The sequence below is a fragment of the Streptomyces sp. NPDC093018 genome (assembly GCF_040684035.1).
GTDB classification, from domain to species: domain Bacteria; phylum Actinomycetota; class Actinomycetes; order Streptomycetales; family Streptomycetaceae; genus Streptomyces; species Streptomyces murinus.
The window spans coordinates 260,740-283,020 of the sequence record NZ_JBFBFF010000007.1 but is presented as its reverse complement, the minus strand read 5'-3'; the positions used below and the strand labels follow the sequence as shown (position 1 = coordinate 283,020).

Here is a 22,281-nt window from a genome sequence, read left to right as displayed (position 1 = left end):
TTCCCGGCCCCGGTGGTTCCCGGTGCCGTTCACAGGAAGAAGACTGCCAGGAACCCCTGACGCGCCGCTGACACGGACGCGCCACCGCGCGGGCGGCGCGCCAGTGTCGTACGGACGCGCCGCCCGCGCCCTCGGCTAGGCCGCGCGCAGGTCGATGACCGTGCGCAGCTTCCCGCTGGTCGCGGTGCGCTCGAACGCCTCCCTCGGCACCGTCTCCACGGTGAGGGCCAGCAGGCCCTCCGCCTCGGCGGAGGCCAGCTCCGACACCTCGGCCGCCAGGGCGCGGTGCGCGGCCCCGGGGTCGCCCGCGTACTGCTCGTCCAGGCGGATCGTCAGCTCCTCCCGGCCGGCGCCGGAGCGGACCACGAGCTGCACCTCGCCGTGGTAGGCGAGGCGTTCCTGCGCCGCGGCGACGACGCGCCGGTAGTTGACGAAGTACGTGCCGACGCGCACGACGTCGCCGTAGCGGCCGAGCAGTTCCAGCCGGGGTACATGGCTGCCGCAGGCGCACGGGCCCTCGACGGCGCGCCCCAGGTCGCCGATCTCGTAGCGCTCCAGCCGCTGGCCCGCGCGTGCCCGGGTGGTGAACACCAGCCGTCCGGGCTCGCCGGGTGCCACCGGCCGGTCGGTCCCCGGGTCGAGGATCTCCAGGGTGTGCAGGTCGGTCAGCACATGGTGGACCGAGCCGTCGGAGGAGGCGCACTGGTAGCCCAGCGGTCCGAGGTCGGTGCTGCCGTACGCGGCGGACCGGATCACCTCGACGCCGAACTCCTCCATGAGGACGCGGCGTTGCTCGCCCGTGAAGTGCTCCCCGCCGTAGAACACCGTGCGGATGCCGCCGTACGCGCGCAGCCGGTCGGCCTCGGCGTGGAACAGCTGCCACAGGTAGGACGGCATGCCGAACACGGTGTCCGCCCGGTGGGTGACCAGCGCCTCGGCGACCGTGGCGTGGTCGGGTCCGGCGGCCATCGGCAGCTGGGTGGCGTTCAGCCGCTCCAGGATGGAGAAGAAGCTGATGAAACTCCCGTACATCCCGCCGCAGTAGAACAGGTTGGCCGCGCGGTGCCGCGCCGGGTCGAAGCCGGCGGCGAGCAGCCCGTCGGCCGCGGCCCGCATCTGGTTGTCGTAGTCGTCGACGGTGAACACCGACAGCGCGGGCGCGCCCGTGGAACCGCCGCTGCGGAAGTACAGATGGGCGTGGCGGGCGTCCAGCGAGGCCAGCGCGCGCTGCACGCCCTCCTTGCCGAGCAGCGGCGCGTCCGGTATCGGGGGCAGGACGGGGGCGGACACCAGGTCGTCCAGGCAGGCCACCGGCCCGAACTCCGCGTCCGCCGCCCGGACGCTCACCCGGCGGCTGTAGCGCTGGAGCGCGTAGACGCCGTCGTGCGGCTCGCCCTCGTAGCTCTCCAGCATGGAACCGACGGGGGTGATCCGGGTGACGCCCGCGGCGAACAGGGCGCGCGACAGCGCGGCCACGTCCGCGCGGCCGCCGCCGACCGCCGCGGTCTGGAGGTAGCGGCGCATGGGCCGCAGCGTTTCGGTGATCCGGTGCCGGGGCAGCGGCTTGACCCAGACGCTGCGGTGCAGCGGAGAGGCCGCGAGCGCGGAGCGGGTGTCCGCCAGCACCCGCCAGGAGCCGTCGTCAGCGGTGAGCACCCGGGTGAGGCCCAAGTGCTGTTCGAGCCGGGCGAGTTGCTGCACGGTGGTGATCTCCGCCAGTTCGGCCGGGCCCGGCCGGGGCGCGGGGCGGGCGCCGGAGACCTTCGCGAGCCGCTCGGCGAACCGGCCGGCGAACGCGAAGACCTCCTCGGTGTCGTCGGTGTCGAGATAGACCACCTGCGGGCTGGAGCAGGCCTGCTGCTCGAACCGGCAGACGTCCTCGGCCAGCGCGTCCAGCAGGCCGTCCTCGGCCGCCGCAGCCCGGGTCAGGTAGGCGAAGGAGATCCGGTGGCCCCAGGCGACGACGCGGCAGCCGGGCGGCGCCAGTTCACGCACCGCGCCCTCCGCCTCCTCACCGCCCCAGACCGCGATGGCGTCGGCCTGCCCGCACAGGGTTTCCAGCCAGTCGCGGCGCGCGGAGGGAAAGCGCAGGGCGATCACCCGCTCGGCGATCAGTCCGCTCGGGTCGGCCGCGGCGAGCGCGGCGAGCAGGTCGAGGGCGAGTGCCGTGTCCGAGCCGCTGGTCTTCAGGACGTTGACGTTCCCGGCGAGCAGGCCCTCCACGACGCTCAGCGGGGCGACCGCGGCCGCGTTGCCGGGCGCGATGTGCACCAGGAGCCCCACCGGCGCCCAGGACTCGAACACCGTTTCGCGGCCGTCCGGCCGGGTCAGCCGTTCCGGGCGCAGGCCGCCCAGTTCCCGGCGCAGCTTGCGCTCCAGTGCCTGCCGGGTGAGCGCGCCCGCCAGTTCGGCCAGGGTGGAGCCGGCTTCCGCGGCGGGCAGGTGGGCCGCCAGCCGGGTGTAAAGGGCGGAGCCGGGGTCGGCCAGGTCCGCGCCGACCGCCGCGCAGGCGCCGAGCACGACGTCGGTGGGCAGCGGGCGCTCCAGGACGCGGGCGGCCGTCTCCGGCAGACCGGCCAGCCGCCGTCCTGCCTCGGCGTCGTCGACGAACTCGCCCTGCCAGAGGTGGAGTACGGGTACGGAAGCGGTCACGACATTCCCTTCATCATTTCGGCGGCGGCGACCGCGCAGCTGCGGTTGCGGCTCACCCCGGCACGGCCCAGCACGGTGAACCAGTCGCTGGACAGCGGGCAGGGGCACTCCTCGCCCGGGTGCAGCGAGGCGAGGTCGCCCATGACGACGCTCTGCGCCGGTACGGAGGTGATGTACGGGCTGACCAGGTGCAGGAAGCCGGGTTCGCCGTACGGCAGCGGGCGCAGCGTCCCCGGGTCGCGGACCGCGGCGCGCGACCACACGGGGACGTGCAGCCGGTGGTGCGCGCACTCGACGTACGGCACGCAGTGTTCGACGGAGCCGAAGGTGTCGCGGACGGACTCGGCCGGGATGCCGAGGCGTTCGGTGACCGCGGCGCGGAACTCGTCCTTGCCGATCTGCCGGTCGGTGTGGCCCTTCCAGCCGCCGCCGAGCACCACCAGCGACCCTTCGGGCAGCCGCAGCGGGGCCATGCCCATGGCCTTCATCCGCTCCAGGGTGAAGTACAGGAACGCCGGGAAGCCGAGGATGCGGACCGGCGCGTCCTCGTCGGCGTAGCGCTGGAGCGCGGCGATGCAGCCGTGCACATCGAACTCATGGCCGGAGCCGGTGTGCCGCAGCGCATGCGTGGTGTGCCGGGCGGGGGCGAAGTCGCACAGGTAGTTGTCGGTGAACGACGTGCCCAGTTTCAGCGACGGCGCGGGCTCGTAGCTGTAGAGCAGGTAGTTGACCGGCCGGTCGGGGGTGATCCAGCCGTAGTGGTCGAAGATCCGGGCGACCATGCGCTGGGCCGAGCGGATCGTCCACCGGTCGAAGAACATCTGGGACTTCTGGCCGGTGGTGCCCGAGGAGGTCAGGTGCAGGAACACCTCGTCGCGGGGGACGGAGAGCACCTCGTGGCGCTTGAAGAACGCGGCCGGCACCAGCGGGGTGCGCACGCCGTCGCCGACGGTGGGCGCCGGGATTTCGGGCCGCTCCTGGAGCAGGGCGGCGAAGAACGGGGACCGTGCGGCGTGCCAGGCGTTGGTCTCGGCCATGGCGGCGGCGAACAGCTTGTCGGTCTCGGCGCCGGTCGCGTACGGGTCCGCCAGGTCGCACAGGCGCTGCACCTGGCCGAGCGCCGCCGGGTCGGGGACCTCGACGGGAGCGAGATGGGGGTTCATCGGGACACCTCGTGAAGGGGCAGATAGGTGGAGGCCCAGGCGCTCAGATAGGCGCCGAGATAGGGCTGGAGCAGTGGGCTCACGGCCGTCGTACGGAAGTCGATCTGCCGGCTGGTGCGGGAGAGCACCACGTAGTCGTGCAGCCGGTCGCCGACGCGCCGCATCGCCGGGTAGACCGCGCTCGGTACGAATCCGGAGGCCAGGAAGATCTCCAGGGCCTCGGTGTCGGCGAGCGGCAGCAGGGTCTCGGCGTAGTCGGCGCCGGCCCGGGTGACCGTGGTCATCAGCGCCTCCAGGGCGCCGGTGAGCGCCGCGGGGCGCGGGTGGACGGCCACCAGCGCGCAGCTGCCCGCCACCGGGTCGAGGTCGGCGTACGCCTCGAAGCCGCCGTCGGCCGCGACCAGCAGCGCGTTGGGGGTGTGCAGGGGGAAGAAGCGGTCGGCGGCGCGGGGGAACCGTTCGAGGAAGCGGCGGCGTACAAAGGCCGGGGCGGCGATCAGCTCGATCGGCTCGGCTCCGAGGGCCCGGCGCGGCGCGCTTTCGAGGGCGACGGCCCGTGCCGTGCCGGCGCAGTCGATGCCGATGCCCGCGGACGCGGCGGCCAGCAGCCCGGTGAGGCGCTCGGGCACGCGGTCCACGGGGGCCCGCCGTTCCAGCACGCCGTCGGCGTAGCGGGCGAAGAGCGCGAGGCTCTCGCAGCCGTCGACCTCGACCGCGTTGGGCAGCAGGCCGAGGGGCCGGAAGCCGTTGCGTACGACGACGTGCTGGGGGCCCTCGGTGACGACGCGCACGGTGGCGTAGAGCGAGTCGGGCACACCGGTGGCGAGGGCCGCCTCGCACACGGCGCCGGTCAGCCGGGAGGCCAGTCCGCCGCCGCGGTGCCCGGGATGCACGGCGAGCCCGAGGAGCTTGCCGACGCGGCTGCCCGCGTCCGTCTGCACGACGGCGGAGCCGACGAGGTCCCCGCGGTCCGTACGGGCGGTGAGCCAGTGGGCGGAGCCGTCGGTGATCATCCGGCGCATCACGGCCGGGTCGCTGCCGAGCGGCACCGGGTAACCGTGGCCGTACACGTCGAAGTACAACTGCCGCAGTTCGGCGATGTCCTGGACCGCCGCCGGGGCGAGGACGACGGTCATGACGTCTCTCCCGCCGGGGTGAGGTGCGCCGCCGTCGCCGCGTCGTCCGGAGAGGTGCGCGGTGCGTCGGGCCGCGCGCGGTCGCCGAGCCACCACAGCGCGAGCGCCACCGGGACCAGTCCGGCGCCCTGGACGAGGCAGAGCGCACGCGCGCCCAGGTGGTCGCCGAGCGCGCCGAAGACGAGGGAGGACAGCGGGAAGGTGGCTCCGAGGAGTGCCTGCATGACCGCGAAGAAGCCGGGTTTGTCGGCCGTGGGCACCAGGCGCTGGAACAGGGCCACGAAGCGGACGCCGATCACGCCGACGCACCACCCGGCGATCGCCAGCGCGCCCATCGCCGTCGCGTGCCCGGCCCACAGGCCCGGCAGTGCGAGCGCCACGGCCAGCACGGCCAGGCAGGCGCTGCCGACGGCGACCGGCCGCCCGGGTACGCGCGCCCCGGTGAAGGAGCCGACGAGGGTGCCCGCGCCGAGCGCGGCCTCCAGGGTGGCGACGGTCGTCCCGGTGGAGTGCAGCACCCCGCGGGTGTACAGCGGCATGACGACGTAGACGGCGGTGGTGAACAGGTTCGCGGCGGCGAAGCAGAGCAGCACACGGCGGATGAACGGGAGCCCGGCCAGGATCTGGCGCAGCGTCCGGCGCGCGGGCGGTGTGCCGCGCCCCGGTTCTCCGGCTGTGGACGCGTCCTGCGGGTCCTGCGGCGCGTCGGACGCGACGGTCGCGTGGCGGAAGCGGGCCGAGGCGACCAGCGGGGCGGCGAGCAGATAGGCGGTGCCGCAGACGGCCACGACCGCCGGGAGGCCGCCCGCGTCGACCAGGAGCGGCCCGAGCAGGCCGCCGCCGAGTCCGGCCAGCGACTGGGTGGACAGTTCGAAGCCGGTGGCGGCCTCGATGTCGGCGTCCTCGACCAGTTCGGGCACCGACGTCGTCAGACACGGGTCGAACACCGCCTGGCAGGCGGCCAGGGCCAGACCCACCGTGTACACCGCGGCCATGGGCAGATCACCGGCGTACGCCCAGAGCGCCGCGGGTACGGCGACCGCGCCCGCCACGGCCGCGGCGACGGCCAGCACCGTGCGGTGCGCGTGGCGCGCGACGACGCGGGCGACAGCGGGGGCGAGCGCGACCGCGGGGAGGGTGCTCACCATCAGGAAGAGGCCCGACTCCAGACCGCGCCGCTCGCCCCCGGCGAAGCCGACGAGCCACCAGACCGCGCCCACCTGGAACATCCGGCCTGCGGCCTGGGTGAGGAGCTGAGCGGTCCACACCCGGCCGAAGGAGGGGTTGCGCAGCACCAGCGGCAGGCGCCGGCCGCGCGGGGCGTCCGCGCTCATGAATGCGGCCGTTCGTCGACGACCCGTACCAGCTTCCCGGAACGGGAGTTGACGGCGAGGTCCTGGTGCCGTGCCCATTCGACGGTGAGCGGGTTGACGTGTCCGGCGTCCGCCGCGCCGGTGTAGGCCGGCCGCTGGGCGAGGACGGCCGCGGCCACGGCGGCTCCCAACGCGCCGTGCCGGTCGGCGGGTTCGGCGGTGGCGAGGCGCAGTACGAGGCCGTCGCGGCCGTCCTGGCGGCGTATCACGAGCTGGAGCCCGGTGATCTCGTCCGCCGTGTCGGCGCCGCGCACGATGTCGTGCACGTCCTCGGTGTAGAGGGAGACGGGGCCGACCCGTACGCCTTCCTCGGCGCGGCCGAGGATGCGGAAGACGCCCGCGTCCCGGTCCACCCACTCCGCGCGGTCGCCGGCCGGATAGCGCAGCACCGGCATCAGCCGGCGGCGCAGATCCGTGACGACCAGGCGTCCGGGGACGCCGGTGTCCTCGACGGGCGTGTCCTCGTCGTCGAGGATCTCCACGGCCGTGTGCGGGACGAACGCGCGGTGCACCCGCGGGTCGCCGCCCGGTACGGCCTCGCCGAGGAGGCCCGCGTCCACGCTCGCATAGCCCAGTGAGCGGGCCTCGGCATTCGGGAACGCCTTGCCGAGCAGCGGGAGTTGGTCGCCGAAGAGGCACTCCCCGCCGAAGAAGAGGAGTTCGACGTCGGGCAGGGTGCGGCCGGCCGCGGTGAGGCGTTCGGCGAGCGCGCACAGGGTGGTCGGGGTGCCGGCGACCACCTCGACGCGGAACTCCTCCAGGGTGGCCGCGGTGGATTCCCAGGGCGTCGCGCCGCCCAGCGGAAGCCGCACGTTGGCCACCGGGGAACGGTGCAGTGAATCCAGTATGAAGGTGAAACTCGCGTACAGGTCCCCGGCGTAGAACAGATCGGCCACTCGATGGCCCGGCCGCAGACCGGCGTTGGCAAGTCCGGCACCGAAAGCGGAGGTGAATTCCCGCCATTCCGTGCATGTATAGAAGGAGAACTTCGGGGACCCCGTGGTCCCGCCGCTGCGAAAGACGACCGCTTCCTGCAGCGGGGCCGTCAGCAGCCTGTTCTCACGGGGCGAGTTGGCCCGCCAGAATTCCGTCTGGGGCACGACCGGTAGGTCCGTGAGCTGTGTGACCTGGTCGGGGAGGTGCGAGTAAAGCTGTTGGTAGAACGGTGAGTTGAGGCGCGCGAAGCGTACCAGCTCCGCCAATGATTGAACGGGCATCAATTCCTGCTCGAAGAGGAGTACCCGTCGGCGGCTTATGGGCACGACGGGGGTACGGAGGATTCGGTCCACCCCGGAGGTCGGGCCGGAGAACCGTTTCGTCAACCGTTGTCACCCAGCGTATCTCACCATTCGGAACGGGCTTGCATCAACGCGTCTTTCAGGCAAGGGGCTTGGCACGGAGGCGACGAATTCGCGCCTGCTCCGGTTCCCGGCGGAGCGGAGACGGTGGTCACATGTCGCCCTGATTCCATAAGAGATGGTTGGCCGCACTGAAAGGACCCGTTGTATGCGGGGCGGGAGGCCGATGTACAGCGGCACAGGGCGAGGGCTCAGGGACACCGGGGCGGCGGACCGGGGTACGCCACGTACCCTTTGCGAATATTTGAACTGGCCGCCGGAGGAGGGTGGTTGGCGCGGGCGGGACCGCGGGATTCCGATCGCCCGCACTCATGTGCCTAGACGGACCAACCCGCCGTCGTACTCAGCACGTTCACCCCCGATCTGTACGTGCAGTACTTCCGGGACCTCCAGGAAGCACTCGCCGCCGGCCGCCCGCTGACGCCCCAGGCCACCATCGACGCGATGAGCCGCTATGCGACCGAGCCCGCCATCGATCCCGCCTGACGCCGACGGCACGGGACTCGGGCTGCTCGCCGTCCTCCACGCCTACGCGGGCACGCTGAAGGCGATCCGCAGCCGCGATCAGCCACGGCCGATGACGGCCTGGGGTCGACCACATACCCTGGCCCGCAGTCAGGACGCTGGGGGCCGTCGAAATGCTCGGCGCGACCGGTCTGATCCTGCCGCCGCTGACCGGCATCGCGCCCGCGCCGTCGGTCGCCGCGGCCATCGGTTTCGTACTCCTGCAGACCGGCGCGATCGCCGTCCACCTGATGGGCGAAGCCCGCCCGATCACGCTCGACGCCGGACTCGCCACGACCGCGGCGCTGACCATCTGACCGCCCCTCGACATGGACCGCACCCGGCCCCCGATGCGGCCCGTGAAGTCCTCGCGTGCTGCCGACACGGCGGCCTCGTCAATGTGGTGGCGCTCTATTCGCACCGCCCGGCTCCTTGATCGATCTCACGCGGGCCCAGGTGTGGGGTCGGCCAGCCAGACTCCGGCCGTGGTTCTCGGCCGGGGGCCCCAGCAGGTCTATGGTCGAGGCGATGCCGCGCCAGTGGTGGGCGGTGAGGTTCACGAAGCCGGTGAAGCCCTGGGGCACCACGGCCAGGTCGTTCTCGTCGCGGCAGACCGCGGCCGCAGCCGCGGAGGTGACGGCCCGGGCCTCGCCGTCGGCCGAGGCTGCTCGCAGAGACAGGTCGACCCGGCGAGAAAGAAGGAGAAACCATCATGGCGATCCTGCGGATGGACAACGTCGGCATCGTCGTCGAGGACATGGATGCCGCCATCGCGTTCTTCGTGGAACTCGGTATGGAACTGGAGGGCAGGGCGGAGATCGAGGGCCGCTTCGCCGACCGGTGCACTGGGCTCGACGGCGTCCGCTGTGACATCGCGATGGTCCGGACCCCCGACGGCAACAGCCGGCTCGAACTGGCGAAGTACCGCAGCCCCGAGGCGATCAGCGCGGGGCCGCGCGACCGGCCGCACAACATTCCGGGCACGCACCGCGTCATGTTCGCCGTCGACGACATCGAGGACACCGTTGCCCGCCTGCGCCCGCACGGCGCCGAACTCCTGGGTGAGATCGCCCGGTTCGAGGACAGCTATCTGCTCTGCTACGTACGCGGTCCGGAGGGCATCATCGTCGGGCTGGCCGAGCAACTGCGCTGAAGAAGCGGACCCGGACCCTACAGCCGTACGGCACCATCGGGTTCCGGACCGCCGGATGCGCGGGGCGCCGTCGGCCGCCTCAGGTGCCGGGGGCCGATCTCGCCGCGCGTGAGACGCGTACCCGGGGGTAACGGCGATGTCATGAACGTGTTGAGGAAACGGCCGCAGAGGTCGCCGTACGGACAAAGCGGCGAACCGTCGTCCATCACCGGCGCTGCCCGACCGAGGAGGTAGACATGCTCTTCCTGGTCGTCGCCCTGCTCCTGCTGGGCGTCATCCTGGGCTCCGCCGCCTACCTTCCCTGGCCCGTCACGCTGGTGGTCGGTGCCGTGATCGTCGGCTGGCTCGTCGTGTTCGCCGGACGCGAGCGGCGTCGGCGCAGCCGGACGAGGAGGGCCTGACCATGCGGCTGACCGCACCACCCTCCGCGCGCACGGGCCGACGGGACACCGAGGGCATGGCGGTGGCCTCCTTCGTCCTGGGGCTGCTCGGACTGCTCGTCCTCAACCTGGTCCTCGGTCCGATCGCCATCGTGCTCGCCGTCATCGCCCTGCGCCGGGACACGCCCCGCCGCTTGCGAGCACTGCTCGGACTGGGGCTCGGCATCGCCGACCTGGTCGTGTTCGCCGTCCTGGCATCCGTCCACGGAGCCACCTCCTGGTCCATCTGGGGCGGCTGAGCGCTCTGGGGTGCCGGCGCCCGGGCGGGCACTTCGCCGCCCACGAGGAACCCGGCCTGCTCGCCGACGACATCACCGCGTTCTTCCGCGAGCTCCGCCACCGCCCCCGCGCCTGAACATCGGCCGGGTGAACCGGTTAAGGGCGGTGGGGACAGGGCCGCGGCGAGGGGGGCAGGGGCGATGAGGCCGGGGCGGGGCAGCGAGTGAGGCGCCGTCGTCGTCGGTGGCGGCGGCCCTCAGCCGATGCGGACGCTCGTTTCCGGGGCCAGCCGGTGGTAGCGGGCCGGGACCCCGGGGCCCCGCTCACCGAGGAAGCCGTCGACCATGGCGGTGCCGATGTCGTTGAGGGCGCCGTCATGCACGGCGTAGGCGTCACAAGGAGCGACCTCGCGCAGGTAGTCGATCAGATCGCCGACCGTGGACCAGGGGGCGTGTACCGGCAGCAGCAGCGTGCCGACCGGAGCCCCGGGGACGGTCAGGGCGTCGCCGGGGTGGAAGAGGGTCCCGTCCACCAGGAAGCCCACATTGGGGACGCGCGGGACATCCGGGTGGATGACCGCGTGCCAGGCCCCGTGAACCGTGATGTCGAAGCCCCCCACACTGAAGGCGTCCCCGTCCCCGGTGGCGGTGACCCGCGTGCCCAGGCCGTCGAGGCGCCCGGCGACGGAGGGGTTGGTCCAGATGCGCAGACCGGGGTGCGCCTCGGCGGCCCGGCGCAGCACCTGCTCCGAGAAGTGGTCGAAGTGCTCATGCGTCACGAGCACGGCGTCGGCGCCTTCCAGCGCCCTCGGGTCGGTCAGACCGCCCGGGTCGATGACCAGGCGGCGCCCGTCCTTCTCCAGCCGCACACACGCATGACCGAACTTGGTGAGCTCCATGACCGGCACACCCTTCCCTCATCATTGAACCTAGTTGTACAACTGAACTGTACAACTAGGTGTGAGATGGACAGCTAGGATGGCCCCATGAACGAAGACGCGCTGGCCGAGGAGCTGCGACGGTCGCTCGGCGAGCTGGTCCGGGCGGTGCGGACCGTGGACACCATGCCGTCCGGCGAGGCGGCGATTCTCGGATTCCTCGACCGCGGTGGCCCCTTGACCACGGCGGACCTCGCCCGGCTGCGTGGCGTCACGCACCAGTCGGCCGCCAAGTCGGTCAAGGACCTCTCCGCCGACGGCCTGGTCCGCGGTGAGCCGCACCCCGACGACGGCCGGAAGCTCCTGCTGCACCTCACCGACGCCGGCCGCTCCCGCCTCCAGCGGGAACGCACCCTGCGCGCGGGCGCCCTCGGCGCCGCCATTCGCGAGACCTTCGACCCCGACGAAAAGCGGCGGCTTCGCGAGTCCGTCGCCCTGCTGTCCCGCCTGACGGCCCGTCTTACCGGCCGTTGACCGCTCGGCGGGAGGTCAGCCCCGCCGGACGACTCCGCGCGAGCCGGGCAGGGTGCGCGGCGGGGCCACCCGCGGTCGCGGCGCGGAGAACGAACCGCGACCTCCAGGATCCGACTCCCCCGGGAGCGCGCCCCTGACCGCCACACACCCCTCCAGCGGCTGTCGGCGCGTCTAGAAGACGGCGGCTGCCGCCGTGCGGCGCAGATCTTCCACCATGTCGAGCTGGGTGCGCGCGCGAGCGAGCAGCGCGTGCAGCTGTGCCGCGTCCAGAGCGGTCCGTTGCGGTGCCAGCGCGATCAGGGTGAGCCAGAGCAGGGACTTTCCTTCGACCCCCAGACGCAGAGTCTCCAGTTCCAGGACCGTGTCGAGGCCGGCGTGCCGGCGCAGGACGCCGTTGGGTTTCAGTCGGCGGAGCCTCTCCGCGGCCCAGCCCGCGAGTACTTTGTAGCGGTGGGCGGGCACGCCGAGCCCGTCCATGATCGTCAAGAGGCTCTGCCGGTCCTGGGCGATCTCGTCGGCGACGCGTTCCAGGACCGCGGCACGGACACCACGCCGGTGACGGTGGGCCAGGCGCCGTGAGAGGTCGGCACCGACCGTGGCTCCGGCCAGATGGTCGTTCAGATAGATACCGAGTACGTCGTGTTGCACCGTCAGCCCTTCGCAGCTCTCCTGCCGAGTCCCCGCCTTTTGTGATCGTCCGCCGGACTCGTCGTCACCGCGGCGCGGCGTGCCCGCAGAGTCACCTGTACCGCTTACCGGCCCTGTTCGCGGGGGGGGGCCGGCAACTGCCCGTCGCGGTCGGTTTCGCCGCACGCGCAACGGGCTCCGCCCGGCTCATCCGCGTCCTAGCCTGCCGACATGCAGATACCGATCGTGTCCGTACAGGCCCAGCCGCGGGACGCCGCCTCCTGGACCGCTCTGGCCCGGCGCCTGGAGGCAGCGGGGTACGACGCGCTGCTCGTGGCCGACCACCCGGGCACCGCCGCCTCCCCGTTCGTCGCACTGGCCGCTGCGGCGGCGGTCACCGAACGCCTCGGCGTGGGTTCCTATGTCTCCCACGCGGGCGTCCGTGAGCCACTGCTGCTCGCGTCGGACGTCGCCACCCTGGATCTGGTCTCCGGCGGTCGGGCGCGGCTGGCCCTGGGCGCCGGCCACACCCCGGCCGAGTGGGACATGCTGGGCGGGACACGGCCCGACGTGGCGGGGCGCGTGCGGCGTTTCCGGGCGGTGGCCGAGGCGTGCCGCGCGCTCCTCTCGGGTGCGACGGTCACCCTCGACGGCCCCGAGGCACGAGCCCGCGAGGCCCGGCTCACCGGCCCGCGTCCGGTCCAGCACCGGGTGCCGTTCACCTTCGGAGGCGGTAACACCGCCCTGCTGCGCTGGGCCGGGGCGCACGCGGACGTGGTGGGGCTGAGCGGGCTCGGGCGCACCCTGTCCGACGGCCACACCCACGAGGCGCGCTGGAACGGCGAGGACATCGACCAGCAGGTCTCTCTGATCGAACAGGGCGCCGCCGCCCGAGCCGCCGCACCGGCCCGCGAGGCGTTGATCCAGGTGGCGGAGATCACCGACGACGCCGAGGCCGCGGCGCACCGGATCGCCGCTCGCTTCGGGTGCGCCGCGGCCGACGTCCTCGCCTCGCCCTACGTCTGGGTCGGCACGGTGCAGGAGATCGCAGCCTCGACGGCCGAGCACCGGCGCCGCTGGGGAATCACCCGGTACGTCGTCCGCGAGGCGCACCTGGACGCGGCGGACCGGGTACGCGCTCACCTCGCTCACGCCACCCGCTGAACTGGTTCGGCGCCGGCCGTCGGGGTGCAGGATCACCTTGGTCCAGCCGTCGTCCCGGTTGTCGAAGTGCTCGTACGCCGACGCCGCCTCGTCCAGCGGAAGTTCGTGGGAGACGATGAAGCCGGGTTCGGCCCGGCCACCGGCGATCAGGTCGCGCAGGGCGCGGTTGTACCGCTTCATGGGCGCCTGGCCGGTGCCCGGGTCTTCGGGCAGGAACACCCCGGCCACGCCCAGGGATCCGGTGAAGCGGACACTGCCGATGAGCCCGTTCAGCGTGAGAGCGGCGCCTTCGTGGCCTGCGGAATCATGGATCTGGTAGCCGACGCACTCGCAGCCGTTGTCGGCACCGAGCCCGAGGGTCGGCCCGGCGCCGCAGACGATGGTGGTCTGGTCTCCCGGACCGACACCGGCCACCTCGGTGGCGTGGTGGCCCGTCGGGAAGACATCGGCGAGCATCACGTAGTCCTTCTGCCGCTCCATCGCGTCCTCGCCCAGGCGCAGGGCGTTGAAGTCGCCGTAGGGAACACGCAGGTACTCGGCCTGACCGCCCTGGTACGGCCCCATCTCGGCGAAGCCGTAGGCCACCGGACGACGGACAAGCGGGCACTGCCGCCCCTGCCGGGTCCCCACCCGTGTTTCGGACGAAACGAGCCGCGCAGACCAGGACCCGTGACGTGCGGGAGGCTCCGGCTCGGGGGCCGCGTTGTCACGATGCCGATGAGCTGGGCTTCACACCGCCGGGTCACAGGCAGGCGCGGACCTGTGCGATGACGAAGTCGGCGATCACCGCCTTCACCCGCGGCCTGGCCCAGACGGTCGCCGAGCGCGGCATCCGCGTCAACGCCACCGGCGGCACGCCCCTCCCCTGACCATCTCGTGGCGGGCGCACCATATGACCGGCAGCCTGTACTGGACCCTCGGCTCCGCGCGTCGTTGCGGAGCACGTACGGGATCTTGAGACCACGAGCAGCCCATGGCAGGCTCAGCCCGTGTGATCGATGAATTCGCGAAAGGCAGCCTGCACGGGAGACTGCGGCGGGACCGCGAGGCGCTGCTCTGGAAACTCGACGGCTTGTCCGAGTACGACGCCCGCCGACCTCTGACGGCGACCGGGACCAACCTCCTCGGCCTGGTCAAACACGTGGCCACCGTCGAGGCCAGGTACTTCGGCGAGGTCTTCGACCGCCCGTCCCCGGAACCGCTGCCCAGGTGGCAGGACCACGACGGCAGCGACCTGTGGGCGACCGAGGACGAGACCCGCGATCAGATCGTCGGGTTCTACCGGCGCACGTGGGAACACTCGGACGCGACGATCGACGGGCTTCCCCTCGACGCCCCCGGCCACGTGCCGTGGTGGCCGGAGCCCGGTCCCAACACGAACCTGTTCGCCGTCCTGGTCCATGTCCTCGGCGAGTCCATCCGGCATGCCGGGCACGCCGACATCCTGCGCGAGGGCCTCGACGGCAGGACCGGGGTGCGCGCCGAGAACGAGCAGCCGATCGACGAGGAAGCCCGTGCGGCCTACTGCGCGCAGATCGAGCGGGCCGCCAGGTCGGCCGCACCGGTCAAGGCGTAGAGGTTGTCTCAGGTGGCGTGATGTGCGTACGGCATGATGCCGGTCGTGGGTGCCGATCCGTCGAAGCGTCTGATCCCTGCTGAACTCTGGTAGCCGACCGGCCGCCCGCCGAGCGTCCGTGTCCAGACCGGCGGCTGACGGCCGGTCGGCCCAACACGCTCCCCACGCTCACAGGTCAGACCCGTAAGCCGTGTGTGGGTCGCGGCCTCGCCGTTCAGGGAGCCGTGGCGTCGAGCCACTCCCCCGTCGCCGAGCCGAAGCGGCCGCTCGCGTGGTCGTAGATGACCTCGCCGCGGCGGATCGTGGTATCGGGCCGTCCCGTGAGGGTCCAGCCCTCGTACGCGGACCAGCCGCACTTGGAGCGGATCTGGTCGCCCGTCAGGCACCAGGTCGCGTCGGCGTCCAGGACGACGAGGTCGGCGTCGTGGCCGGGGGTGATGCGGCCCTTGCGGGCGGCCAGGCCGAAGAGTTCGGCGGGGCGGCTGGCGCAGACGGTGGCGACGAGGGTGAGGAGGTCGTCCAGCGGCCGGTCGGGATACCGGCGGCGCAGGCCCGTGAGCAGGACGGGGAGCAGTTCCTGGACGCCGGGCAGGCCGGGGGGCGCGTCGGCGGGGGGTCTGCTCTTCTCCTCGATCGTGTGGGGGGCGTGGTCGGAGCCGATGGTGGCCAGCTCGCCGTCGGTCAGGGCCTGCCAGAGGCGGTCCTGGTCGGCCTCGGCGCGGATGGCGGGGCTGATGCGGGTGCGGGCGCCGGTGCGCAGGGTGTCGTGGTGGGTGAAGGAGAGGTGGTGGGGGGTGGTCTCGAAGGTGACGGGCAGGCCGGTGTGGTGGGCGGCGGCGAGCAGGTCGCATTCCTCGGCGCTGGAGACGTGCAGGATGTGGGCGCGGGTGCCGTGGCGGCGGACGAGGTCGAGGACGCGGGCGACGGCGATGATGGCGCCGCTGCGGGGGCGGTGTGCTTCGTAGTCGCGGTAGGCGCGGGGGGTGCCGAGGTAGTCGTCGAGGAGGTGGTGGACGGTGTGGTCCTCGGCGTGCAGGACGACGCGCAGGCCGTGTTCGGCGGCGATGGCGAAGACGCGGTCGAGGGTGGCGGGGTCGTGGATGACGTCGGGGGCGGTGTGGTGGCCGGCCATGAAGACCTTGACGGAGGTGGCGATGCGCGGGTCGAGGTCCTTGAGTTCGCCGAGGGTGTGCGGGGCGACGCCCATGTGGAAGCGGTGGTCGACGAGGGAGTTGCCCTTGATCAGGTCGGCCTTGGCGTGGGCGGCCCGGGAACTGTGCAGGGGCGGGCGGGTGTTGGGCATGTCGATGACGGTGGTGACGCCACCCGCCGCGGCGGCGCGGCTGCCGTGGGCCCAGTCCTCCTTGTAGGTCAGGCCGGGCGTGCGGAAGTGGACGTGGGAGTCGATGAGTCCGGGCAGTACGTGGCGGCCGGCGGCCCGGATGCGGGTGGCGGCGCGGGTGGGGGTGCCGGGTGGCAGGAGGGCGGCGATGCGTCCGGCGCGGACGGCGACGGTGGCCTCCCGTACGCCGTCGGGGGTGACGAGGCGGCCGCCTTCGACGACGAGGTCGTAGGGCTCTGTGGCGGGGGTCGGGGTCAGTCGGTCCATCGGGTGGTCACCAGCTCTCGGCACAGGTCGTTGGTGGGGCCCATCAGGGCGATCGCGCGGGCGTCGCGGCTGATCCGGTTGACGGGGTGGCCGCGCAGGAACGCGGCGCTGCCGATGAGGCGCTGGGCCTCCAGGCAGGCTTCCTCGGCGAGGGCGGAGGCGGCGATCTTGCTGTGCAGGGTGAGGGTCCCGGGGTCGGCGGTGTCGCGGTGGCCCGCGCTGTCCACGATCGCCCGTGCCTGCGCGACGCGGGCGGCGAGGTCGGCGAGGCGGTGGCGTACGGCCTGGGGGGCGGCTCCCCCGCGTTTGTCCAGGTGGGAGCAGGCGAGGCGGTAGGCGGATTCGGCGATGCCGACGGCCACCGCGCCGAGGCTCGCGCCGGTCTCGCGGACGCCCCGGATGATGTCGGCGGCTTTGCCCTCGGGGCCCAGGACGGCGTCGTCGGGGACGGTGCAGGAGCGCAGGTGCACGGTGCCGGTGGCGGAGGCGCGCATGCCGACCAGGTCCAGGCCGTCGTGGGCGGTGAGGCCGGGGTTGTCCGCCTCGATCAGGAAGAAGGTCTGTCCGTCGCGGCCGTAGCCGGTGTCGGTGCGGGAGGGGGACGCGGTGCGGGCGAGGACGAGGTAGAGGTCGGCGAGGCCGGCGCCCGTGGTGAACGCCTTCGCGCCGTCGAGGCGCCAGCCGCCGGGGACGCGGACGGCGGTGGTCCGGATGTTGCTCTTGTCGGCGCCGGCGCCCTGCTCGCTCCAGGCGGAGGCGGCGAGCCAGCGGCCGTCGGCGAGGCGGGGCAGGCAATGGGCGCGCTGCTGCGGTGTCGCCCATTCGGTGATGCGGGCGCTGACCGCCCAGTGCTGGTAGAGGACGATCGCGGCCGACGGGTCGGCTACGGCGACGAGTTCGGTCAGCCGGTTGACCAGGGGCGCGGTGCCGTCGTGGCCGCCGTACTCGGCGGGGATCGCGGCGCCGAGAATGCCGCTGGAGCGCAGCTGGGCGAGGACCGGGGCGGGCAGACGGGCCTCGGTGTCGGCCTGGGCGGCGTGGGTCTCCAGGGTGCTGAGCAGGCCGGCGTGGCGGGCGGCGAGGTGGCTGCGGGAGGGGATCTCGATCCGGATCCCGCTCTGGTCGGGGACCTGGTTCAGGTCCGTGGCGGCAGGCACAGGTCGGCCTCCTTGCGTGTCTCGTGGAGGGCGGTGGGGAGGTGGAGCGGGCCGGTGAGGATGCGGGCGTGTTTGCCGTGCACGCTGGTGCGGGTGAGGGCGGGACCGGCCGGGGTGTCGGTGGTGGCCACGGTGACGCTGCGGGGGCCGCCCGGGGACGCCACCTCGATACGGCGCCCATGGGGCCCCAAGTCGGCCGGTCCGGGCGCGAGTCGGGCGGGCAGGGTGCCGTCCAGGGTGACGGCGACGCAGAGGCAGACGGCGCCGGTCAGGGCGAGGGTGGGATGCCAGGCGGGCACCGACAGGGCCCGCACCGCGAGGGGGCCCGGTCCGTGGGCGGCGACGACGGCGGCCTTGGGGAAGGCGCCGGCGGGAGGCCGGCCGAGAAGTTCGGCGGCCGCCGCCCGCACGGCGCGCAGTTCCTCCAGGACGTCGTCGCCCGCCGTGAACAGGGCCCGGCGGCCGGTGAGGCCCAGGTCCCGGGCGTCGACGAAGACATAGGGATTGCCCGCGCTGACCAGGGACGCCTCAAGGGTGCGGGTGCCGACTGCGAGCTTGTCCACCGGGTTGCCGGTGGGCAGCAGCGCGGACAGCAGGGGCGCGGGGGTGTGGACGAAGTGCAGGCTCAACTCGGCCTCGCGGCGAGCGGTTTCGCCGATCTCGCAGAGGACGTGGTCGCCGTTGTTGGTGACGTACACCCGCACCGGTTCGCCCGGCGGCGGGGTCAGGCGGTGCTCCTTCGCGGCGAGGGCGGCGCAGGCGATCGAGTGGCCGCAGTTCCCGGTGGAGTCGAAGCCGCCGCCGGGCAGGCACTGCACGAAGCGGAAGTCGAGGTCGGCCAGCGGGTGCCGGGAGGGGGCCACGAAGGCGATCTTCATGACGGCGGCCCGGCCGGTGCGCACCAGCCAGGCCCGCACGCCCGCGAGCGTCGCGTGCGGGACCGGTGCCCCGTCGAGGGGGCCGCTGGTGGGCAGGACGAGGGTGGGGCAGGGGGCGCCCTCGGCCTGGGCGAGGTATCCGATCACCCGGCCGGCTCCCGGTCCGCTCGCCCGCCCGTGGCCGCCGACGCGCCGTCGCCGGGGAAGAAGCGGTCGAGCCACAGCTGGTGGACGAGCAGCGCCCAGATCGCCAGCGCCGAGCGGTCGCAGGGCCGCTGTGCCTGTTCGGTGAACAGCCGCTGCACGCGGGCGGGTTCGAGTCGGCCGCCCTGGCGCAGGCGTCCGGGCGCGAGGATGTCGCGGGCGTGGGTGAACAGGGGGGTGCCGGGGCGGAGCATGGCGGTGACGGGCAGGGTGAAGGGCTGTTTGGGGCGGGTGAGGACCGAGCGGGGCAGGTGTCCGTCGGCCGCGGTGTAGAGGACGTCCTTGCCGCGCTGTGCGGTGACCTTGAGATGCGCGGGGAGGGTGCGGGCGTAGTGGTGGACGGCCGACTGGCAGTAGGGCAGGCGCACTTCGAGGGCGGCGGCCATGGACATGTGGTCGACGCGGCGCAGATGGTAGGCGGGCAGGCGGATGCCGGTCTCGAACCGGGTGAGGGTGGCGAGGCGTTCGCCGTCCCGGGTGGCGAGGTGGCGGGTCAGGCGGTCGGTGACGGGTTCGCGGTCATGGAGCAGGGCCCGGTAGTCGGCGGTGTACAACTCCTCGCGCAGCGCGCGGGGTACGGCGGCCAGGGCGTCGGTGTAGGCGGGGGCCCAGGGCAGGTCCGGGGGCGTGGCGAGGGCCTGGCGGACGCGGTCGTAACCGGCGAAGAGTTCGTCGGCGGCGTCGCCGGTGAGGGCGACGGTGAAGCCGGCGTCGCGTATCTCGCGGAACAAGGCGAGTGAACTCAGGGTGATCGGGTCGGCGTTGGGCTGTCCGAGGTGGCGTACGACGTCGGGCAGCAGGTCGGGGAAGGCGGCGGGGTCGAGTTCGACCTCGTGGTGGTGGGCGCCGATCCGCCGGGCGACCTGGCGGGCGAAGTGGCGTTCGTCGCCGGGCCAGTTGTCGCCCTTGTAGCCGATGGTGAAGGTGTGCAGGCCCGGGTGGGCTTCCGCCGCGAGGGCGGCGACGAGGCTGGAGTCCAGGCCGCCGCTGACGACCGCGGCGACGGGGACGTCGGCGCGCAGCAGGCGGTGCACCTCGTGGCGCAGCCGGTCGAGGAGACCGGCGGCCGCCTCGGGCAGGGCCAGGTCGGCGGGCCGGGGCTCGGCGGTGCGGTGGATCAGGCGCGGGCCGGTGCCGCGGGTGGCGATCAGCGTGCTCGCGGGCGGCAGGACGCGGACGCCGTCGAACATGGTCTGCTCGCCGAACGGGGTCTTGGTGGCGAGGTATTCGTCCAGGCCGGGTTCCCATACGCGGGCGGCCACGGTGTCGAAGGCGAGGAGGGCGGGGAGTTCGGAGGCGAAGCTGATCCGCCCGCTGTGCGGATCGTGCTGGTAGTAGAGGGGTTTCATGCCCAGGTCGTCGACGGCGAGGACCAGGGTGGGCTCGCGGCGGGTGTCGACGACGGCGATGGCGTACATGCCGTCGAGGTGGTCGGTGAACGCGGTCCCGTACTCGGCGTACAGGGCGGGCAGGACGGAGCCGTCGCACCGGTCGGGGATGTGGTGGCCGCGGGCGCGCAGGCGGGCGCGGAGTGCGTCATGGTTGTAGATCTCGCCGTTGAAGACGACGGTGATGTGGGCGCCGAGCCGGTAGGGCTGTGCGCCGCCTGCCGGGTCCATGACGGCGAGCCGGTTGCTGCCCAGCGCCCATCCGGGCCCCGCCGCCTGCGTCTGGGCGTCGGGGCCGCCATGGTGCTGGGCCGCGGAGACGGCCGTCAACTCATCTGGGCGGGCAGGGGTGTTGAACTGTCCGTGGATGCGGCACATGGACCGGTCACCGGACCTCGCCGGGCACGCCGGCCCGTGCGTAGAGGACGGGGTCGAAGGGGGTGGGGCCGCCGCAGGTGACGAAGCGGTCGCTCGCGTGGGTGTCGGGCAGCCGGGTGCCGTGCGGGACTCCGGGCCGGGCGAAGAGGATGTCACCGGCGCTCGCGTCGATCCAGCGGTCGTCCAGGCAGAGCTGGCCGCTGCCCTCGAAGGCGATGAACGCCTCCTCGCTGTCCGGGTGGACGTGGACGTTGAAGTACTCGCCGCGGCGCATCATGCCGCAGTGCAGGCACAGTTGGGGGGTTCCGGTGCCCGGCCAGAACACGAAGTTCATCGTGGCGGTGCGGGCGCTGGCCTCGCTCTGGCCGGTTCCGGTGAACCCGGTCAGCTGCGTCTCGTCGTTGTCCAGGCGGCTGAACCTGCGCGGCGCGGTGCCGTGCCGGCGGCCGGGGAGGAGCCGGGAGCGCCACACGTAGACGAGGAGCTCGTCCTGTGCGGAGGCGGTCAGGGTGCAGGGGTCGCCGGTGGGCGCGAACAGGGCGGCTCCGCGGGTGAGTCCGGCGTGTTCGGGGCCGGAGCGGCCGTGGCCGCTGCCGGAGAAGACGACGGCCACGTTCTCCTCTTCCGTGCTTCCTTCCGGCTGCCAGGAGGCGCCCGCGGGGATGCGGACGACATCGAGGCGGACCGTTTCCGCGCCGGTGTGCGGGCCCACGGCCTCGGCCACGTGGCAGGCTCCGGCCGGACGGAAGGCGAGGTCGGCGGCCTTGAGGACGGCGCCGCGTGCGGGGTGCCCGGCGGTGGGCCGGGGGGCGGGGCTAGTCATGGTCCGCGAGCCGGCCACCGGTCGCCCAGTGGGACCGTTCGACGTCGCGGACGATGACGGTGACGGCGCCCACCGGGCAGTGCGCGATCCGCGCGACCGTCGCCGAGACCTCCTCGACCAGTTCCTTGCGGGCGTCGCCTTCCTGACCCGCCCACCAGTCGACGGTGACCACAGGCATGAGAACTCTCCTTGTCCAAAACGGTGTTGATTCTGCTGTACGGGTGGTGCGCGATGCGGGTCGGACGATGTCAGACGACCTCGGACGACAGGCCCGCCGAGCGGTACAGGGCCGGGTCGTAGGGCACCGGGCCGCCCACGGAGATGAACCGGGCACTGTCGTCGGGGCCCTCGGGGTGCCGGGTGCCGTGCAGGACTCCCGCTCGGGCGAAGACCCCGTCGCCGGGACTCATGTCGAACCACTGGTCGCCCAGGAAGAACTGGCCCCGGCCGTGCAGGGCGAACAGGGCGTCCTCCGCGCCGGGGTGGCCGTGGATGTTGAACGTGTGCCCGGGGGCGGCGACGCCGGTGTTCACACACAGGTAGGCGCAGCCGTTGCCGGGCCAGTGCGGGAAGTTCATGTAGGCGCGCTGCTCGCTGCCGACGGGAGCGACCTCCCCGGTACCGGCGAAGTCCCTGATCCCGGCGGAGGTGTCGTGCACCGAGTTGAACAGGGCGGGGTCCGTGCCGCGGACGGCGTCCGCGGGGAGGTCGCCGCGCCAGAAGTACACCGTCAGCTCCTCGCCGCCCGCGGTGAAGGAGAGGGGCTGCCCGCTGGGCGCGTACGCGGTGGAGCCCTTCTCCACCTCCCGGGTCTCGGCGCCGACGCGCGCGGCGCCGGTACCGGCGAAGACGACCGCGGTGACCTCCTCGCCGGTGTAGTCGGCGGGTTCCCAGCAGGCGAGGGCGGGGACGCGGACCACGTCGACGCGGACGAAGTCGGCGCCGGTGTGGGGGCCGACGGGGCGGCTCACCAGCACACCGTCCACTTTGTCGAACTCCAGTTCGCTGCCGCGGATGAGGATGCCGTAGTCCTTGTAGGCGCTCATGTGCTTCTCCTTCACGGGGTGG

The 22,281-nt window shown here is 73.0% G+C and carries 20 protein-coding genes and 3 pseudogenes; 8 read left to right on the top strand and 15 right to left on the bottom strand.

The genetic code is table 11. The features are described 5' to 3' along the window. Positions 1–135 precede the first annotated feature (135 nt). From AB0N90_RS18850 to AB0N90_RS18830, 5 genes are read right to left on the bottom strand one after another with little or no spacing between them, the layout of a single operon-like run. Complete coding sequence (locus AB0N90_RS18850; protein ID WP_365197908.1) at positions 136–2,652, bottom strand: acyl-CoA reductase; 2,517 nt, start codon at positions 2,650–2,652, stop codon at positions 136–138. After that, a complete protein-coding gene (locus AB0N90_RS18845) occupies positions 2,649–3,815 on the bottom strand; it encodes an acyl-protein synthase (protein ID WP_365197905.1) in 1,167 nt (388 codons plus the stop codon). The genes AB0N90_RS18850 and AB0N90_RS18845 overlap by 4 nt, the downstream gene beginning before the upstream one ends. Then, positions 3,812–4,951, bottom strand: a complete 1,140-nt coding sequence (locus AB0N90_RS18840; protein WP_365197902.1) for a GNAT family N-acetyltransferase — start codon at positions 4,949–4,951, stop codon at positions 3,812–3,814. The genes AB0N90_RS18845 and AB0N90_RS18840 overlap by 4 nt, the downstream gene beginning before the upstream one ends. After that, entirely contained in the window at positions 4,948–6,285 is a 1,338-nt protein-coding gene (locus tag AB0N90_RS18835; RefSeq protein ID WP_365197899.1) for an MFS transporter, read from the bottom strand. The genes AB0N90_RS18840 and AB0N90_RS18835 overlap by 4 nt, the downstream gene beginning before the upstream one ends. After that, positions 6,282–7,541, bottom strand: a complete 1,260-nt coding sequence (locus tag AB0N90_RS18830) for a phenylacetate--CoA ligase family protein (protein WP_365197896.1) — start codon at positions 7,539–7,541, stop codon at positions 6,282–6,284. The genes AB0N90_RS18835 and AB0N90_RS18830 overlap by 4 nt, the downstream gene beginning before the upstream one ends. Positions 7,542–7,985: 444 nt before the next feature. On the opposite strand from AB0N90_RS18830, the pseudogene AB0N90_RS18825 reads away from it, so the two are divergent. From AB0N90_RS18825 to AB0N90_RS18805, 5 genes and pseudogenes are all read left to right on the top strand, one after another. Next, positions 7,986–8,168: pseudogene (locus tag AB0N90_RS18825) on the top strand (cupin domain-containing protein); the annotation flags it as partial. Beyond that, a pseudogene (locus tag AB0N90_RS18820) lies at positions 8,137–8,503 on the top strand (DoxX family protein). The pseudogenes AB0N90_RS18825 and AB0N90_RS18820, both read left to right, overlap by 32 nt. 395 nt (positions 8,504–8,898) lie before the next feature. Further along, positions 8,899–9,339, top strand: a complete 441-nt coding sequence (locus tag AB0N90_RS18815; RefSeq protein ID WP_365197893.1) for a VOC family protein — start codon at positions 8,899–8,901, stop codon at positions 9,337–9,339. Positions 9,340–9,575: 236 nt separating this feature from the next. Beyond that, on the top strand, positions 9,576–9,740 hold the full coding sequence (locus tag AB0N90_RS18810; RefSeq protein WP_365197890.1) for a hypothetical protein: 165 nt from the start codon (positions 9,576–9,578) through the stop codon (positions 9,738–9,740). 2 nt (positions 9,741–9,742) lie between these two features. Next, positions 9,743–10,018 carry a DUF4190 domain-containing protein gene (locus AB0N90_RS18805; RefSeq protein ID WP_365197888.1) on the top strand — a complete coding sequence of 92 codons (276 nt, stop codon included), beginning with the start codon at positions 9,743–9,745 and terminating at the stop codon, positions 10,016–10,018. A 236-nt stretch (positions 10,019–10,254) separates the two neighbouring features. On the opposite strand, the gene AB0N90_RS18800 is transcribed toward AB0N90_RS18805, so the two are convergent. Further along, positions 10,255–10,896, bottom strand: a complete 642-nt coding sequence (locus tag AB0N90_RS18800) for an MBL fold metallo-hydrolase (RefSeq protein WP_365197886.1) — start codon at positions 10,894–10,896, stop codon at positions 10,255–10,257. 87 nt (positions 10,897–10,983) lie between these two features. Between AB0N90_RS18800 and AB0N90_RS18795 the strand changes: the two genes are divergently transcribed. Further along, positions 10,984–11,409, top strand: coding sequence for a MarR family transcriptional regulator (locus AB0N90_RS18795; protein ID WP_361682161.1), 426 nt, complete (start codon positions 10,984–10,986; stop codon positions 11,407–11,409). Between the two features lie 171 nt (positions 11,410–11,580). On the opposite strand, the gene AB0N90_RS18790 is transcribed toward AB0N90_RS18795, so the two are convergent. Then, entirely contained in the window at positions 11,581–12,057 is a 477-nt protein-coding gene (locus AB0N90_RS18790) for a hypothetical protein (protein WP_365197882.1), read from the bottom strand. A gap of 210 nt (positions 12,058–12,267) precedes the next feature. Between AB0N90_RS18790 and AB0N90_RS18785 the strand changes: the two genes are divergently transcribed. Further along, the gene (locus tag AB0N90_RS18785) at positions 12,268–13,200 is read left to right on the top strand and encodes an LLM class flavin-dependent oxidoreductase (protein WP_365197879.1); all 933 of its coding nucleotides are present in this window, start codon (positions 12,268–12,270) and stop codon (positions 13,198–13,200) included. Positions 13,201–13,215: 15 nt separating this feature from the next. Here the strand turns inward: AB0N90_RS18785 and AB0N90_RS18780 are convergent. Beyond that, positions 13,216–13,782: pseudogene (locus tag AB0N90_RS18780) on the bottom strand (aldehyde dehydrogenase); the annotation flags it as partial. A gap of 409 nt (positions 13,783–14,191) precedes the next feature. On the opposite strand from AB0N90_RS18780, the gene AB0N90_RS18775 reads away from it, so the two are divergent. Beyond that, on the top strand, positions 14,192–14,776 hold the full coding sequence (locus AB0N90_RS18775; RefSeq protein ID WP_365197877.1) for a DinB family protein: 585 nt from the start codon (positions 14,192–14,194) through the stop codon (positions 14,774–14,776). Between the two features lie 214 nt (positions 14,777–14,990). On the opposite strand, the gene AB0N90_RS18770 is transcribed toward AB0N90_RS18775, so the two are convergent. From AB0N90_RS18770 to AB0N90_RS18740, 7 genes are all read right to left on the bottom strand, one after another. Further along, entirely contained in the window at positions 14,991–16,385 is a 1,395-nt protein-coding gene (locus AB0N90_RS18770) for a dihydroorotase family protein (protein ID WP_365197874.1), read from the bottom strand. Next, positions 16,373–17,542: an acyl-CoA dehydrogenase family protein gene (locus tag AB0N90_RS18765; RefSeq protein WP_365197871.1), complete on the bottom strand. Its 1,170-nt coding sequence runs from the start codon at positions 17,540–17,542 to the stop codon at positions 16,373–16,375. Before AB0N90_RS18765 ends, AB0N90_RS18770 begins: the two co-directional genes overlap by 13 nt. Next, entirely contained in the window at positions 17,521–18,567 is a 1,047-nt protein-coding gene (locus AB0N90_RS18760) for a PrpF domain-containing protein (protein ID WP_365197869.1), read from the bottom strand. Before AB0N90_RS18760 ends, AB0N90_RS18765 begins: the two co-directional genes overlap by 22 nt. Continuing rightward, a complete protein-coding gene (gene asnB / locus AB0N90_RS18755) occupies positions 18,564–20,390 on the bottom strand; it encodes an asparagine synthase (glutamine-hydrolyzing) (RefSeq protein WP_365197867.1) in 1,827 nt (608 codons plus the stop codon). Before asnB ends, AB0N90_RS18760 begins: the two co-directional genes overlap by 4 nt. A gap of 7 nt (positions 20,391–20,397) precedes the next feature. Further along, complete coding sequence (locus AB0N90_RS18750) at positions 20,398–21,213, bottom strand: cupin domain-containing protein (protein WP_365197864.1); 816 nt, start codon at positions 21,211–21,213, stop codon at positions 20,398–20,400. Further along, positions 21,206–21,391, bottom strand: coding sequence for a tautomerase family protein (locus tag AB0N90_RS18745; protein WP_361682136.1), 186 nt, complete (start codon positions 21,389–21,391; stop codon positions 21,206–21,208). The genes AB0N90_RS18750 and AB0N90_RS18745 overlap by 8 nt, the downstream gene beginning before the upstream one ends. Before the next feature lie 70 nt (positions 21,392–21,461). Continuing rightward, positions 21,462–22,259, bottom strand: coding sequence for a cupin domain-containing protein (locus AB0N90_RS18740; protein ID WP_365197860.1), 798 nt, complete (start codon positions 22,257–22,259; stop codon positions 21,462–21,464). Positions 22,260–22,281 lie beyond the last annotated feature (22 nt).